Origin of the sequence: Corallococcus sp. AB030 (assembly GCF_003668965.1) — a bacterium.
GTDB classification, from domain to species: domain Bacteria; phylum Myxococcota; class Myxococcia; order Myxococcales; family Myxococcaceae; genus Corallococcus; species Corallococcus exiguus.
Map to the genome: position 1 here is coordinate 34068 of NZ_RAWQ01000006.1, position 15745 is coordinate 49812.

Sequence of the window (15745 nt, forward strand, 5' to 3'; positions counted from 1 at the left end):
CCTCCATTGGCCGCTGGCTCATGCCAGTCCAAGCGCCCGAAACTGCTCGGCCTTCGAGGATGCCCACGGGTCGTCGGGCATCGCTTTCTGGTACGCACGCAAGAAGGCCGCCGCCTTGCCGGTGTCGCGCATCTGCTCGAACACGGCGACGAGACGTCGGAGGATCGCCGGCTTTCCAGGCAGTCTTCGGTTGAGCGCCATCAACTGCTCAGCAGAGGCCTCGTACTTGGCGTCGAGCGCGAGGATCGACGCGTGCTTCAGGAGGAGATCGGGCGCGTCGGGTGTCTCGGCCAAGCACCGCTCCACGAACGCGCGGGCGCGATCCACTTGGCGTACCTCGAGGTAGGCCGAGAGTGCGAGGCGTCGAAGCTCGGCGCCGGTAGGCGTCGGTGCGTCGACGACATCCGGCCGGGCCTCAAGGTCGCGGATGCAGTCAAAGTAGCGCCCCTCTCGATACGACGCTTGCACCATGAGGAGGAACGCCTGCGCGTCGCGGGTCGACTCGAACTCGGCGCGTGCGACCAGCTCCGCGTCGCGGTAGTCGCCCGCCTCGACGAGGCGCACCGCCTGCGACGACCAGTCCTCGTGTGGCGCGCGCGGCACCGCTAACGTGCGGGTGGGCGTGAACTGGAGCTGGGCACGTCGCACGGCGCGAAACGCGTCGAGCATGGCCTCGACGCTCGGCCATCGCTCTTCCGGCGCGAGCTTCAGGCAGCGGTCGATGAACTCGTCGAGCGGCTGCGAGACCGACGAGTTGACCTCGCGGGCGCGGGGGAACGGCACATGCCGGGCGACCTGGCTCAAGGTGTCGTGCGGGAGCCGCGCCGTCACGAGGTGGTAGAGCAGCACGCCGAGGCTGTAGATGTCGCTCAGGAAACGGGCATTGTTGTCGCGCGTCGACATCGTCGCCCCGACGATCTCGGGTGCGGAGTAGACGATGGTGCCGCCGTTCTCCCGGGTTCGCGCATACATGTCCTCAGGCAGCACGCTCGAGCCAAAGTCGGTCAACTTCACGCGGTCGGCGGAGACGAGGATGTTCTGCGGCTTGATGTCACCGTGCGACATGCCCACCCGGTGCAGGTGCGCGCAGCCTTCGAGCACCTGCTCGAAGACGCCGAGCAGTTTGTCGTAGCTGGCGACGAAGCCCTCTTCACCCTTGTCGAGCAGTTGGGCTAGCGTGATGGAGGGGAAGTATTCCATCTCGATCGCGTACCATTCGCGTTCCGGCTGGACGCGGCCCATCCAGTAGACGTCGATCACGCATGGGTGCGGAGTCTGCCCAACCAGCGGCGAGCCCTCGGCGAGTTCCTCGTTGCGCTTGCTCTGGGCCTTAGGAATCTTCACAGCGACGATGGCGCCGTCGGAGAGGCGTTGCGCGCGCCATACCCAACCGTACGAGCCGTCGCCGAGGCACTCGACCAGCTCGTAGCGCTCGCCGAGACGCCGGTCTGCTCGTGGCACGAAGAACTTGGTCGTCATGATTCCCCTCGCCGAAGGATGTTCTCGAGGCGGAGCAGGCCATCCTGCCCAGCACGCACAACGAACTGGTAGAAGAGAAGCCGCGCGCTCGGATTGCCGGGGACGCGCACGCCTCCCGTCGCCTGAAAGCCCCCTCGCACGATGCTGCGTAGCCCGTCGTGATCCGGCAGCGTGACCAGCCCCACGCTCCAGTAGGCCAAGAGCAGCGTCGCGCTCGGGCACTCCCAGCGGTGCTGCGCGAGGAGGAGCGTCTCGACCTTCGGGCTGAGGTCCTTCTGCTTGCCCGAGTAGCGCTCGAACTCAGCGAGGAGTGCCACATGGCGCGCCGAGCGATCAAACCACACCGAGTCAGACCGTACATCCTGGTCGACGTTCCCCAGGACGCCTTGGCGTGGCGCGGGCACCTCGGACACCGTCGCGAAGCCGAGGTCACGCCCGGTAGCCGTCAAGAGCGTGCAGCCGAGGCTGTGGATCAGGTGGCCGACGTCGCGCACGCCCCATTCGGTCCACAACGGCAGATGGGACGACGCGACTTCGAGCGTGAGTCGGCTCCCGATGTCCATACGCTCAGCCACCGAATCTCCCCCAGACGTTGAGTACCTCGGGCGACTCGCCGCCGTGGACCAGCGCCTTCGTGCCGACGCGCACCAAGAGCGGCGCGGGGATCGACCGCCCGCAGATGAGCGCCTCGCCGGTCGAGAGCCCGGGCAGCTGGTCGAGGTCGGCCGCGCTCACCATGTCGGAGGTCTTCGCGATGAAGCGCTGGTCGTCCGGGTTCTTGAGGCGCATCGCGATCAGCGTGTTGCACTGCGAGGTCACGTCGGGGTCGAGCTTCGACGGACGCTGGCTCACGACCGCGAAGCCCACGCCGAACTTGCGGCCCTCACCGGCGATCTTCTTGATGATGCGGTGGCTCACGGCCGGCTCGCCCGCGGGGGCGAAGTTGTGCGCCTCCTCGTAGACGAGGAAGCACGGGCGGATACGGTCGGTCTTGCTCGATGCCGCGCGGAGAATCTCGCTCGAGATAAGCGCGGTGATGACTTGCTTCGCGGTGTCGCTGAGGCCCTGCAGGTCGACGACGACGAGACGGCCACGGCGATCGGTCGGCCTACCGACCATCTCGTAGACGTCGGTCGCTGCAGGCAGGCCCGAGTGATAGAAGCTCTGCGCCTCCTGAAGCACGCGAGAGAGTTTCATCGACGCGACCGCCGCGCTTCGACCGTTCAGTGCCGTCGCCTCGGCCTGGCTCAGCTCGTCCCACTGCCGCACGTCGTCGATGCCGTCGCCGAGGTAGTGGCGCAGCCGGTTGATGTCTCGCGGCGTCGCGCGCTCGTGGGCGATCCAATAGCGAATGGCGACGTCCAGCACGCGCTGCTGCGGCTCGGTGAGGCCTGGGAGGATCTCGCTCAGGTCGTCCATCTCGAAGTGGTCAAACTGCAACGCCAGCTCCTGGTTCGCGCCGGCGTACTTCTGCCGGAACGACGGGTTCTGCGGGCTGTACACGGTGATGCCAGCGCCCGCCTCGCGGAGCCTCGTGAAAGCGTCTCGGATGGCCGGAAGGGCCGCGCGATCGCGCTGGTCGTCCAGCTCATCGGGCCGATCGTTGAAGCGCATCTGCCCACCCGACAGCGCGCGCCCGTACTCGCCATGCGGGTCGAAGACGACGACGGTGCCGTTATTAATGGCGACGAGCCGCTCGATGATGCGGCCGACCGTGTACGACTTGCCTGAGCCGGTCATCGCGAGGACCGCGAGGTGCTCGGTCACGAGGCGGTTCACGTCCACGTACACCGGAACGGCCGACGCGCCACGCTCGTAGCCAACGAGGTTGCCGATGTGCAGGCTTGAGTGCTCCTGAAATTCATAGAACGCGCTTAAGAATTGGAAGTCGACCGGCTCAACCGGTGAGCCCGGATCGAGCGCCCGGCGCGGCATCTTGATGCCGCCACCTTCGGGGTCGCGGTATCCAATGGCCTCGAGCTTGCCGAGGATCTGCTCGCCGGTAACGTGCGCACCGGGCAGCAGCTCGAGCTCGGTCACCGCCTGCCCCAGGCCAGAGTTGTAGAGGACGTTGCTGCGGCTGATGCTGACGATGCGCGCAAGCACGTCGGTCTGCGCTGCGCCCTCTTGCTCGCGGTGCCGTACGCGCACGAACTCGCCGCGCCTGCCAGCGAACGACGAGTTGAGAACCATCGAAAGGTTCGTCGGGTCGCCGGTGTTGCCGACGAGTCGGCCAAGGACATGATAGGGCATCGATCGTTCTCCTTTACGTCGCCAGGTCGAAGTCCGAGAGCCAGATGCTCTCGATCTCGCGCCGCTTCAGCTCACCAGCGACGCTTCGGCTGTAGTTTTCGAGAAAAGGTCCGAGCGCGGTCAGCTCGCGCTCGGCGAGCTGCACTGGCAGCGGAGTCGCCGCGACACCGCCCACGGCCGTCAGGGCCATCGTCAGCCCGACGATCTCGTCGATGGTCTCGGTGGTCCACGCCGGCGCGTCACCCACGAGCTGCATCAGACGCGGCTCTGTCGTCTGGCCGGCGCGGAAGTGCAGGCCGATGACGCCGAGTTCGACGACGTTGCCGGGCTCCATGCGCGGCGCGTGGACGTTCATGCGGAAGGCGGCGGTCCTCGTGAAGCTGCCGAGGATGCCGTGCACGAAGCGCCGCTCGCCGACGCCGAGGATCGCGTCGCGCACGCCGTCGAGGGCTGCGAGCGCCTCGCGGTTGACCGTCTCGGTCGGCAAAATCTGGCTGCGCCCCTCCTGAAGGCGCAGGTCTTGCTGCGCCGACTGGATGATCGCGCCGAAGCGCTGCGAAGCGAGGCCGACGATGACCGGCCCGCTCGGGTTCCACGGAAAGAGCCGCTCGCGGTGGCGCGCCCAGAATGACTCGATGGTCTCGCGCGTGGCGGCGTAGGCTGCTGGATAGCCCGGTTCTCCAGCGCGGCTGGCAGGCGGCACCATGCTCCGGTCCATCACCAGCGCCGTGTCGAGGAAGATGAGCCGCGAGCGCTCTTCGACGACGGCACGATCGGCCAGCTCGTACGCCTGCCTGGTTGCGGCGAGCGCAAGGCGCATCGACTGATTCTCGTAGTTGATGTCGTCTATCTGGCAGACGCTGTCCTGACCTGCCGTCGAGACGGCGTTGTGCTCGACGAGCAGGTCGCAGCGCGCCGCCGCCGCTCCGTAGAGGAAGCCGCCGATGGTCTTCGTCGTCGAGGAGTGCGTGGCGATGCCCGAGGCCCGCGTGTCGATCGGGTTTGGGCGCTCGACCGCGCGCACGAGTCCCGCCTTCACGAAGAGCGGCGCGACGCGCTCGAGGTCGCGGATCTGCTTGAGAAGCCGACCGACGGTGCCCGGTAGGTGGACCTGCGACTGCACCGCGAGCGTCTGGGCCAGGGTTCGATTGGTGGTCATGGAGTGGTCGCCTCGCGGAGTGCTCTCACGTACGGCGCGTAGGGGCTCTGCATCACGAGCTCGGTGGCTTCGGTCGTCGGCACGGCGCCCATAACCAGGCATCGAGCGCGCAGCTCGTTCAAGAGCGCTCGCGCGCGCTCGGGGGCGATGCGGAAGATCGACGATGCGAGCAGCGCCGCGATGGCCTGCTCGTCATCTTCGAAGCTCTTGCTGAGCAGAAACACCAGGAGCCCATAGTGGTCGGGCGAGAGCGGCGTCTGCGCGGGCGCGGCGACTGACTTGGCTTCACCGGCGAGCGCAACGAGGCTCACGAGCCAGCTCTGCGTCTCCTCGGGAGCATCAAGCACTGCCAGCGACCAGAGCGGCAGGCACGTGACGGCGAACAGCCCGGCGGCGGGGTGCAGGCGGTACGTTCCCACGCATACGCTGAGGTCGCTCCACGTCGCGCCCGGCAGCGGAGGGGTCTGCAGCTTACCCTCGATGCGGTGCGTGACCTCACCGGCGAGCATCTTGGCGAGCCCCTCGCCACCTCGCGCTCCGCCCTCCATCCGCTCGGCTCGCCACGGTACCGGGCGCTCACAAGCCCCCGCCGCGAACGGCGGCACGAGCAATAGCACGTGCCCGGCTGCGCGCGTCCACTCGACGAGACGCGCCTGCTCGCCTTCGTCGGCCCCTTGAAACGCATCGGCGAAGGACATGATCACGGCGCCGCTCGCGGGCAGTGTCTTCGTCGCCTCGGCGGAAAGCGCCTCGCGCAGGATCCTCCCGCGCCGGTGCGCGGCGAGCGCGCCGTGAAGAAGCACCGGGACGGTCACGACTTCACCCCGAGGCGGTACGTGCGCTGCACGAGGTTCCGCCTCACGAGCGCATCGGCCTCTTGAGGCTCGAGCGTCGGGTCGCGCCCTGCGTCGATCGCGGCCACGATGACGCACCACCGGTCGAAGGTGATGCCGGTTTCGGCGAGCAACTTGCCGCCCGCAATGGTGTGCTCCTGCACACGAGTACTGACCAGCTTCTGCGCATCAGAGAGCGCTCCGACGTCTTCGACCGCCTTGAGCGTGAGGGCCCGTGGGGCCGATGCTCCCGTCGCTCGCACCAGCGCTTCGAGACCACGATGCGCCTTCTGCAACTCCGCGTTCTCGATGAGCTTCTTTCGGTACTCGGCGATCGCGTTCTCCACGGAGATGACGTGGCCGAGCAGCTGCGTGAGCGCGCCGCGCGGCTCGTCGAGCAGGTCACGCGCGCGCGACATCAAAGGCTGGAAATTGCCGAGCCGGGCCGGGCCATCGAACTCCGAGCGCAGCCGGTCCACTTCCTCGCCGCGAGCGTCCTCCAACGTGTTCTCAATGAGCGCGGGCCGCCCCTGGAGCTTGTCGAGCGCGAGGGCGCTTTTGGGGTAGTGGAAGTCGGCGGGCGACGCCTTCAGCACCGTCTGAAGCGTCGAGATGCGCCCGGCCGCACCAAGCAGGTCGCTTCGCAGCTTCTCGTACACCGACTTGAGCTCGCGGAACGCGCTGACGATCTGGCCCTCGCACTGTGCGAGCGCCTGCTCGATCCACGTCGTCAGGTCGATGCCGACCTCTCGCGCGAGGTTCTCGAGCTGCACGGTGGCGTCGGCGACCTTCAGGTCGCGCAGGTTCTGCCGTAGCGTGCCCGGTTCGTTCGCTTGGACCACCTCGGTCTGGCCTGGAGTCGCGGAGGGCGCGAGCGCGCCGTCGAGAATGTGGGCGATCTTCTCGAGCGAGAGGGTGAAGAGCGCGATCGGGAAACCGTGCAGCGAGACCACATCGAGGCGCATCTCCTCCGCGAGCGAGACGGTGCGAGCGCGAATGCGGCGCTCTGCCTTGCGCACGAAGTCCACAAACAGCGACGCGCGGCGGATGCGCTGCCAGAGCGGCACGGTGTCGGACTCGAAGTCGAGCGTCTTGACGTTCTGGTCCTGCTGGATCGAGTTGAATTCTTCGCGGTGGTAGACCCAGTCGATGTTCGCGATGACGCGGCGTCGGCGCTGCGCGGCTGCACGGAAGCTCGCGGCGGTCGCCGCCTGCGTCTCGGACTTGTCGAGCGCATCGAGGTCGGTGGTGCTGTCGGTGAGCTTCTTGCGTGCCGTGAGCGTCTTGGTTCCCGGCGCGCCCGCTTCGGGCGCGAACAGTTCCTTGACGCGGCCAACGCCGAACACCGCCTCCATCTCCGCGACCAGCGCCGCGTAGTCCTTCTTGAGCCAGTTGTCGGCCTCCTGAACCGCCCCGCGCAGCTCGGCGCGCGTAGTCGCGGTGTAGACGTCGGCGCTCTTGGCGCCCGGCTGCGGCTTGGCAAAGCCCAGCTCGCGCAAGATCGACATCCACTCGAAGTAGGTGTCCTTCGACTTGATGCCCTCCCATGTGTAGCCCCAGAACCACTCGCGCTCGGCGCGGGCGAAGGTCCAGTCGCCGCTCAGCAGGCGCGAGATGGCCTCGACAAGGAAGGGCGGAAACTGGGCCTCGGCCGCGTCATCGACCCGCGAGAACAGGCCCGCGCGCTCGCTGCCGACGTAGCCCGCCGCGCGAGCCTTCGGCGTGACGCCGAGCTTGGCGAGCAGCGTCTTGAGGGCCTCCACGTCGACGCCCGACTTGTCGTCGAGGTTCGCGAGCGTAGCCGGCGCGGGCTTGTCGATGACGAGAGTGCGCCAGGCTTGAATGAGCAGCTCCTGCTCGGTCTCCTTCAGCTTTCCCGACGATCGGAGCGGCCACGCGATGCGACCGAGCTCGTTGAGCTGGTGGCGGAAGCGCCCGACCTCCTCGGAGAACGGGCGAACGAGGCTCTGCAGCCGGTTGTTGAAGGCCGTGGTGAAGCCGTGGCCGTCGAGCAGGAAGCCCACGCTCGCCTGCGTCGGCACTCCGATCTGATGGAGGATGTGCTCTTCGGTCGAGGTGAGCTGGTAGAGCAAGAGGTAGCTCTTGGCCCCCTTGAGCGTGTCGCTCGACGGGTTCGCCATGCGGTCGACCAGCGCGCGCGAGGACGTACACGCGACGACGGGCGTGCGGCCCTCCTCGCCAAACTGCGCGCTCGCCATCTTGCACAGGCGCTCCAGCTCCTCGTCGTTCTTCACCCACGCGAAGAGCACGCGACCCTTTGGGTGCAGCTTGAGGCCGTCGAAGGTCACGAGCCCCCCTGGCTGCTTGCCCTTGGCGACCGGCGATGTGGCTATGACGGGCAGCGAGTCGTCGCGGATACCCGAGGGGGCCGCGTCGTAGGCCCAGTGTTGGTCGATGACGCGCATCGCGCCGACCAGCACCTGCTCGGCACGCTGCCGCTCGGTCTGCGTACGCAGGGCCGAGAGCGACTTCTCGTGCGCGCTGTTCTGGTCCGGGTCGCGGAAGATGAGCGAGGTCTGCCCTTGCTTTCTGTGGCGTAGGTCGAGGCGCGCGATCATCTCAACGCTGGGGCCCACGTGGGTCGCGGTGTCGGCCGACAGGTCGTCGGCGCCCAGGAAGCGACGCCACAGCGCGCGGGCGGCGTCCTCGGCGGCGGCGTGCGGATACAGGAGCGACACGAGGTGGACGAAGTCGCTCTGGCGCAGCGGCACCACGAGCGTGTGCTTGCCGTCGGTACGGCGCTGCCCCTTGGTCTCGTGGATGGCGTAGGTGCCGAGGTTCGACAGGAGCTGGCGCAGATCGAGCGGCTGATCGACGCCGCCCAGCCGCCACGCGCCCTTGTCGCGCGTGAACTTCGACGCGCGCAGCGCCTCGGCCGCCTCCAACTCGTCCCACTCGACGCGGCGGAACAGCGTGGCGATGGGCTCGTCGTACTCGTTCTTCGCCGAGAGCACCGCGGCGCGGGTCGCGGGCGCGTAGCTGTCGAGCGCGACCGGGAGCTGGCCGTAAAGCAGGTCTCGCGCCGCCGGGAGCTGCGCCTTGTCGATCTTCAACATCTCGAGCGCGTGATGGTCGAGCACGTGCTGCCGCACGCGTCCCGACACGCGCACCAGCTCGTCGAAGAGCGCGCCCACCGTCGGCGCGTCCTTCTCGCCGCGTGCGCGCTTGTCACGCAGCCGCTCGTCGATGCTGGCCATGACGACGTTGAACCAGCCGAAGTTGCCCGCGCTCATGGCGTACGCCGCCTCGACCAGACCCTGGGGGTAGGACTCCGCGAGCCGCCCGTCGGTCGACAGCGTCTGCACGAAGTCGCTCACGTCGGAGAACGCATTCGACGAGAGTTCAGCCAGCTCGAAACGGCGCGCGGTCGACTGGATCTCGCGCAGCTCGTCGCCGATGGCCGGCGAGCAGAGCGCGACGTAACGCAGCCACGGGAGCTTGCGGCGCGGGTCTTCCTCCTTGATGGCCTTGCCCATCAGCTTGATGGCGCGGCCGTCGAGGTGCTTGATGTCCGTCGCGTCGAGGCCGTAGGTCGCCGCCTCGGCGGCGGTCTCGAGCTCGTCGAGCACCACCAGCACGTACTTGATGCTGAACGACTGGAGGTACGCGTAGGCCGCCTGGCACAGGCGCGTCGCCAGCTCGGGATCTTCGTAAAGCGTCTCGTCGGAGTGGTTCTTCGACGCCTCCAGCGCCTCGGCGAGCTTTATCGGGTCGAAGCCCGCGACCGTCAGCCGGTCGCTCGCCTCCTTGGCGATCTGCCCCTGGATCGAGCCGTCGAAGGTGCCGCGTGCCAGCGGCAGGAGCGCCTTGTAGAGGCCGTAGGCGAACCAGTTGTCGACGTTGTTGTAGTCGTTCGCGACCTGGCTGTAGCGGATATAGAGACCAAGGTACTGGTCGCGGTCCTTGTCGTCGTGAAAGAGCCTCGCCTTCCCGAGGCCGCCGTCGTCGCCGCGCACCCACCAGCCGCGCGAGGTGTCGTTGATCTGCGCCACCAACTCGTAGCCGAGGCGCGACTTACCGACGCCCCACCGCGCGATCACTGCGAACACGTGCGCGAACTTCTCGGCCTCGTCGTCGACGAGGTGGATGAAGTGCTTGAACGCCTCGAAGAAGCGGCCCTGGCCTACGATGGGGTGCGTGAGCGGGTACGAAGAGACGCCGGTCGCCGCCCACTGGTGCTTCGCTTTGTTGGTCGTCGTCATCGTGTCAGCTCCCGTCGTGTCTCGAGCGCGCGCCAAGCGTTCTGGAAGGTTTCGTTGAACTCGCTGTGCACCACCCACCGCACGAGCTTCTTCGTCGGGTCGGCGAAGAGGCCGCGTCCGTGTCGGGCCTGCCCAGGCTCGACGGCCAGCAATTCCAGCGCCCCGCGCCTGGAGGCCTCATCGACGAGCGCGTCCATCCAGCGCGCAAAGGCTTCGTCGCTGGGGCTCACGCCAAACGTGGCGAGCAGCTCGCGCAGCACCGGCTCGGCGGCGACGAAGCCGCGGACGTCGGAGTGGCCGCTGGTGAGTTCGGTGAGCGCCTGCGCTGGAGTCGCGGTGCCGGTGAGGTCGGCCAGGAGCTGGTTGGGCAGCGTCAGAGCGCCGGTGCGCGACAGCCAGCCCACCGACTCGAGCAACAACAGCGGCGCCGTGAGCGGCGTGAGCGAGAGGTTATCCTTGCTGGGCTTGCGCGAAAGCACGTCGGGCGCATAGGCGAGCGCGTCGCAGTGCCTGCGCGCGAGCCAACGCGCCGCCGCCTGCCGTTCGAGCCCCTCTAACCACCGCGCGGGCTCGGCGTGCCCGTGGAGCAGGAGCGACGTGCCCGCATTGAGGCCCGCGCGGCTACTGCGCACCTCGGACCAGCCGTGAAGCTCCCAGTCGCGACGCTCGAGGCGCAGGAGCAAGAGGCGCAGCCACACGCTCTCGCGCACGAGGTACGCGGCGAGCAGCTCAGTCCCGCGTGCCGGGGCTTGCTTCCAGCGGCGCAGCAGTACCTGCGCTTCATCGCTCACGGTCCACCGCCCCTCGGTGTCGCGCGTGACGAGCCCGACGCCGGGAAGAAGATCCTCGATGAGGCCGAAGAGGCCCATGGCGGCGCGCCGCGAGATGACGCCCACGAGCGCGCGGTCGGCCACGGCGCGGGGCGAACCCACCTGGGGCGGTTTCGATGCGAGCACGTCGAGCGCGCGGAACCACCCCTCCGGATCGCTGGCCTCGGTCCAGAACGCCGGACGATCGACGTGGAGTGTGCGCGTCATGCGTTGCCTCCGGATCGCGCGATGCGCTCCCTGGCCCAGCTCTCGGAGGCGCGGCGGATGGCGGCCGTCACCGGCGAGCCGAGCCGGTAGAACGCGCGGCTGCCGAGCGCCCGGTAGCAGGCGTCGGAGAACGACGGGTGAATGGTGTAGACTGGACGTCGCGCGCCCGAGCCATGCTCGAAGCGCCACACATCACGGCGCTGCACGGCCTCGATGACGAGGGCGAGCTTGTCGTCGAGGGTGCTCGCGGTGACGCGGTGGCCGAGCAACGTCACGCCGAGCTGGGCGAGGGTGCGCTGGCAGAGCTCGCCAAGCGAGCCGCAACGGATCTCCTCGCCGCTCGGCAGGGTCACCACAACCTCGACGCGCGGCGGGCTCTGAAACAGCGAGGCGTGCGCGGGCTCCAGCTCGAAGGCGATACCGCCCGACACGCGCTCCGCCTCCCACGCCTCCTTCGTAAAGGTCATCTGCGCCAGCAAGAACGCCCACGGGTGGTGCAGCGCCCAGTGCATGGCGTCGGCGTCGCCACTCTTGCCGTCAAGCGCGCCGCTCAAGACCACCGTCGTCGTTGTGGCCTCGGTCGGCGCGGGCAGACGCAAGAGGCGACCGGGTCGCCACGTTGCCTGTGGATCGTCGAACGCCATCTCGGGCAGCCCAGCCGGCAGCGCCGCCGCGGTGGGGACGGTCGGGAGCGCGGCAGTCGCGGCCAGCGCGCGGAGCAGCACTGGGAACGCGGCGGCCTCGTGCGCGGGCGTCGCCAGCACCGCGCGTTCCAGCTCGCCGAACGCGGTCGCCGCCAGCGATGGCCCCTGCACTCTCACAAGCTCACTCGCCAGCGCGCCAGCATTGGTGATGGCCTCGGTTAGCGCCGCGACGTCGCCGCGCTCGCCCATCTCCGCGAGGCGCGCGCGCACGACGCGCAGCCACGCCTCGCGCGCCTCGGGTACAAGCGACAGCACGGCAGGCAGCGCCTCGCCTGAGTTCGGCAGCCGGTCGATGAGGGCGACGATGGCGGGGCTCGCGACGGCGACCTCACCACGCTCGCTCCAGAGCCTGGTCGTTCGCACGGCCTCCAGGGCGCGCAAGGACGAAGACGGCGCCTCGCCCTGCGCGAGCAGCGTGCGCACGTCTTCGACAAGGCGCGTGAGCGTCCGCCCCTGGAGCGCCGAGAGCGTCATGCGTCCGGCCCCTCCGGCCCATCGAGGAGCGCGTAGAGCGCATCGACGTTGGGGATGACCGGCTTGGCGTCCGGAATGTCGCCCTGCACGAGCGCCTTCAGGATCTCGCGGTCCGCGCTGCGGTCGCCGGCCTCGATCGCCTTCTGCGCGGCGACCAGCTCTGCCTCGGTCATGCGAACGTCGATTATGTGCTCGACCAGGGTCGTCGCGGTCGCAGTTAGCGCGGCGCTCGCGAGGTAGCAGGCCTGCGCGGCCCGTAGCTTTGCGCCAAGAGCTTCGTGCTCATCGCGCCAGGGCACGAGGAGATCGAGAACGTCCTCGCGATCAACGCGCGGATGCGTCGAGCCCGTCGCCACGGGGTTGAGCTGGCGGACGCTCGATTTGAGCTTCAACACACCGTAGAGGAACCAGCCATCGACGCCAGCCTTCGGGCGAACGAGGAGCAACTCGGTCGAACCGATGCCACCTGCGAGCGTGGGCGGGATATATGTGACCTTGTTGAGGTACGGGCGCAGGCGCGAGAGTGCCGGACCTTCGCGCAGGAGGCGCGCGGTTCCTGCGACCGCTTCGGCTCCAGCCGTCGAGGGTTTCAATCCGCAGGTTGCCGAGTCGATGGCGTCGAGCCCCAGGTACGGCGCGGTGGCGGGATAGTTATCTGTCGTGGGGCTCTCGACATCGGCCAGCGTGTCGAGCGTTCGGCCACCTGCACCTCGAATTGCTGCGCGGACGGCGCGACGGTTCGGGGTGTACGCGCCGGGATTCAGGTTGCGTCCCAGTTCGCCGGTAACCACGCGGCTCGTCTTGCCTGCCATCAAAGATGACGACGGGATGGCGACAGTCGCGGCGCTGCGGAACTCGGCTTCGAGCCGGCGCGCGCGCTCGCTCAGCCGCTCGGCCTGCCGGACCTTGTCGCCAATGTAGCACTGCGCCTCCTTGGAAAACTCGGGAACTTCAACTTCGCGCAGGTCTTCGAGGTGCAAGTGCCGGATGACTGCGCCCTTGGTCTGGCGCTTGATCTCTTGTTGGCCGATGCGGCTGTTGAGGAACGTCGCGAGGTAATACGGGTCGAATCGATCGCACCGAACGATCGCCACGCTTTCAAACACCGCGAACTCGGGCGCATGCGACGGAACGACTGCGGCGTTGCCGATAGACCCGCTTTTCGCGACCACGACATCATTCGGCAGGGGCGCACAGTTCCACGCGCGAAGTTGGAGAAACTCCGCACGGGAAACGAACCTGTGGTCAGCGAACGTGAGTGCACTGTCCGAGATGTTCGTCGCGCTGAGAAACGGCACGCCATTCTCGACGTAGTTCGGCGTCTTATGGGTGCCATCCGTAACCAGCGAGGCCGTCTCGCCGATGGCGGGACGTACAACGCCGAGTTGTCGCAGACGTCGCTCCCGTTCGAGATGCTCGGGCGCGTAGAACCCGGAGTCGATGCGGGAGCGCAGGATGCTGTGCGGAACCCTGGTGATCATGACTTGGGACGAGGTCACGCTCACTCCCCCCGCACGTACGCGCCGACGATGGCGGCCAAGTCGTTGGGGACGCCCGCGCTGTAGTCCTCGACGTTATTCTTTACGACGTAACCGAGGGTCTCGGCGACGGCCATGAACACGTCGGTCTGCGGCTCGTCCTGGAACTTCTCGGGGTCGTCCTTGCGCTCGTGACGCTTCTGCACATAGAGCACACTGGTCTTGGCGCCCGTGCCCGAGAGCTTGAAGGCGTCGGCGGGCAGGCTGATGACGCCCTTCACGATGGCCTTGCCGCCGTGGAACTCGCCGGTCGCCTCGTCCTTCGTGCCCATGATGTACTCGCGCACGTATCGGTCGCCGGAGTTGCAGAGCACGCCGTCTGGCAAGACGATCAGCAGGCGCCCGCCGGGCTTGAGCAGTTGCAGGCAGCGGTCGATGAAGAGCACTGCCGGATCGGTGTTGGTGGACGCCTCCTTCCAGACGCCCTTGCTGTTCGGCGTGCCGCCCATCGCCAGGCCGGTGACCGTGGGCGAGTAGTCGAAGCCACCGCCGCGCCCGGTCCGCTCCGCAAAGTCCGAGCGAAAGGTCGCGAGGATCTTCTGCATCGCCTCCTCGTGCGCCTTCTTCGCCTCTTCCTGTCCTTTGTTGAATTTCGGCGTGCCGAAAGGCGGGTTGGTGCAGATGAGGTCGAAGGTGCCGGGCTCGAGCTGCGGGCTGATGAGCGAGTTCTGCGTGTAGAAGATACGGGCCTTGGGCGCGCCGAGCAGCGCCATGTTCACGCGGGCGAGCATCACCATCTGGGGCGAGGAATCCGCGCCCACGAAGCTGTGCTCACACATCTCGGCGAAGAGCTTCTTCTTCGCCTCGTCGGTCGCAGTGGCCTTGCCGCCGAGTTCGTCGAGCGTCCGCCGGAGGTGGCTCAGCGCCACCGAGAGGAAGCCGCCGCTGCCACACGCCGGGTCGCAGAAGCGGAAGGCGGGGCGCCCCTTTCCGTCGCGAGCCACGAGGCGCGCGGCGTCCTCGGTGCTCTCCTTGATGTCGTGGAAGGCGAGCGCCAGCATCGCCTGCTTCACGGGGGCGGGCGTGAGGTAGATGCCGAGGCCGCCCTTCGACTCGAAGTTCGCGCGCAGGAAGACGTCGAAGGCGCGGCCGAGCACGTCGGCGGCGATGTCGGCGAGCGAGCCCTGCTTCTTCACCACGTTGCCCTGGTTGTCGGTGACCGGGCCGAGGTCCTGGATGAGCGAGAGCACCGCCTCGTAGTTGCCCGACTGCGCCAGTCGCAGGTGGGCGTTCTTGTCGAAGATGGCGTGCTTCTCGCCAGCGTCGTCGGTGACGACGTAGTCAGGGTGCAGCTTGAAGTGCTCGAACGCCGACTGGATCTCGGCGACCGCCTTGGCGCCGTTCGCCTTCACGTGGGCGGCGGTGAAGACGTCCTTCAGGCTCAGCTTCTTGCCCTCATGCTCGAAGGTGAGCGCACCCCCTCCGTGGTCGTGGTGCAGGCGGAACGACTCGAGGAAGAGGAGCTTCGCCACCTCCTCGATGATGTCGTTCTTGCCGTTCACCCGGTCCTTGTGGGTCTGGTAGATGCGCTCGTGCAGGGCGTTGAAGCCCTTCATCAGCCGGTCGTACATGCGCATCGACCAGCGGTAGGTCGGGTCGGCCTTGATCCGCTTGTAGTCGTTGATCTCCGAGAGGCTCGGCAGCTTGTCGATCTGGTGCGGCGGGTACGCGAGGTCGAAGAAGGCCTCGAGCTTGCCCTCGGCGTCCTTCACGACCGCGAACTGCGGGTACTGGTCTGCCTGCGTCTCGGGCGGCGGCAGCGAGTAGGAGAGCACCTGCACCTCGTCGGCGTTGGCGCGGCCCCACGCACCAGCGGGCAGCACGAGCACCAGGATGCGCGGCGTCTCGACGCCCTCATGGCGGCCCCAGACGACGGCGGCCGACATGCCGAGCTCGCTGGCCTTAAGGTCGAGCGACTGATCAAAGCCCGCGCCCGAGAGCCGGCGGACCACCGACTTGAGGAGGTTGCTCTCCTCGGAGGCGACCGTCGTCGCGTGCTCTGCGTTCTCTCGCTTCTTCTTGGCGGCCATGCGTGTCTCCTGATC

The 15745-nt window shown here is 67.9% G+C and carries 10 protein-coding genes; all 10 read right to left on the reverse strand.

Going from position 1 to position 15745, the window contains the following annotated elements:
• Window positions 1–18 precede the first annotated feature (18 nt).
• From D7Y15_RS02845 to D7Y15_RS02890, 10 genes are read right to left on the reverse strand one after another with little or no spacing between them, the layout of a single operon-like run.
• Window positions 19–1479 (reverse strand): protein kinase, encoded by a 1461-nt coding sequence (locus tag D7Y15_RS02845; protein ID WP_121751623.1) that lies wholly within the window; start codon window positions 1477–1479, stop codon window positions 19–21.
• Window positions 1476–2054, reverse strand: a complete 579-nt coding sequence (locus D7Y15_RS02850) for a hypothetical protein (protein ID WP_199745873.1) — start codon at window positions 2052–2054, stop codon at window positions 1476–1478. The genes D7Y15_RS02845 and D7Y15_RS02850 overlap by 4 nt, the downstream gene beginning before the upstream one ends.
• Window positions 2047–3732 carry an ATP-binding protein gene (locus D7Y15_RS02855; RefSeq protein WP_121751625.1) on the reverse strand — a complete coding sequence of 562 codons (1686 nt, stop codon included), beginning with the start codon at window positions 3730–3732 and terminating at the stop codon, window positions 2047–2049. The genes D7Y15_RS02850 and D7Y15_RS02855 overlap by 8 nt, the downstream gene beginning before the upstream one ends.
• A gap of 13 nt (window positions 3733–3745) precedes the next feature.
• Window positions 3746–4891, reverse strand: coding sequence for a hypothetical protein (locus D7Y15_RS02860; protein WP_121751626.1), 1146 nt, complete (start codon window positions 4889–4891; stop codon window positions 3746–3748).
• On the reverse strand, window positions 4888–5706 hold the full coding sequence (locus D7Y15_RS02865) for a hypothetical protein (RefSeq protein WP_121751627.1): 819 nt from the start codon (window positions 5704–5706) through the stop codon (window positions 4888–4890). Before D7Y15_RS02865 ends, D7Y15_RS02860 begins: the two co-directional genes overlap by 4 nt.
• On the reverse strand, window positions 5703–9947 hold the full coding sequence (locus D7Y15_RS02870) for a hypothetical protein (RefSeq protein ID WP_121751628.1): 4245 nt from the start codon (window positions 9945–9947) through the stop codon (window positions 5703–5705). The genes D7Y15_RS02865 and D7Y15_RS02870 overlap by 4 nt, the downstream gene beginning before the upstream one ends.
• Complete coding sequence (locus D7Y15_RS02875; RefSeq protein ID WP_121751629.1) at window positions 9944–10984, reverse strand: hypothetical protein; 1041 nt, start codon at window positions 10982–10984, stop codon at window positions 9944–9946. Before D7Y15_RS02875 ends, D7Y15_RS02870 begins: the two co-directional genes overlap by 4 nt.
• A complete protein-coding gene (locus D7Y15_RS02880) occupies window positions 10981–12162 on the reverse strand; it encodes a hypothetical protein (protein ID WP_121751630.1) in 1182 nt (393 codons plus the stop codon). Before D7Y15_RS02880 ends, D7Y15_RS02875 begins: the two co-directional genes overlap by 4 nt.
• Window positions 12159–13661: a hypothetical protein gene (locus D7Y15_RS02885; RefSeq protein ID WP_121751631.1), complete on the reverse strand. Its 1503-nt coding sequence runs from the start codon at window positions 13659–13661 to the stop codon at window positions 12159–12161. The genes D7Y15_RS02880 and D7Y15_RS02885 overlap by 4 nt, the downstream gene beginning before the upstream one ends.
• 2 nt (window positions 13662–13663) lie before the next feature.
• A complete protein-coding gene (locus D7Y15_RS02890; protein ID WP_121751632.1) occupies window positions 13664–15730 on the reverse strand; it encodes an N-6 DNA methylase in 2067 nt (688 codons plus the stop codon).
• Window positions 15731–15745: the final 15 nt, after the last annotated feature.

What these genes read in the sequence shown, in the direction of transcription:
- D7Y15_RS02845 (WP_121751623.1), bottom strand. Translation starts at nt 1,479, where the DNA reads ATGACGACCAAGTTCTTCGTGCCACGAGCAGACCGGCGTCTCGGCGAG.
- D7Y15_RS02855 (WP_121751625.1), bottom strand. Translation starts at nt 3,732, where the DNA reads ATGCCCTATCATGTCCTTGGCCGACTCGTCGGCAACACCGGCGACCCG.
- D7Y15_RS02860 (WP_121751626.1), bottom strand. Translation starts at nt 4,891, where the DNA reads ATGACCACCAATCGAACCCTGGCCCAGACGCTCGCGGTGCAGTCGCAG.
- D7Y15_RS02870 (WP_121751628.1), bottom strand. Translation starts at nt 9,947, where the DNA reads ATGACGACGACCAACAAAGCGAAGCACCAGTGGGCGGCGACCGGCGTC.
- D7Y15_RS02875 (WP_121751629.1), bottom strand. Translation starts at nt 10,984, where the DNA reads ATGACGCGCACACTCCACGTCGATCGTCCGGCGTTCTGGACCGAGGCC.
- D7Y15_RS02880 (WP_121751630.1), bottom strand. Translation starts at nt 12,162, where the DNA reads ATGACGCTCTCGGCGCTCCAGGGGCGGACGCTCACGCGCCTTGTCGAA.
- D7Y15_RS02890 (WP_121751632.1), bottom strand. Translation starts at nt 15,730, where the DNA reads ATGGCCGCCAAGAAGAAGCGAGAGAACGCAGAGCACGCGACGACGGTC.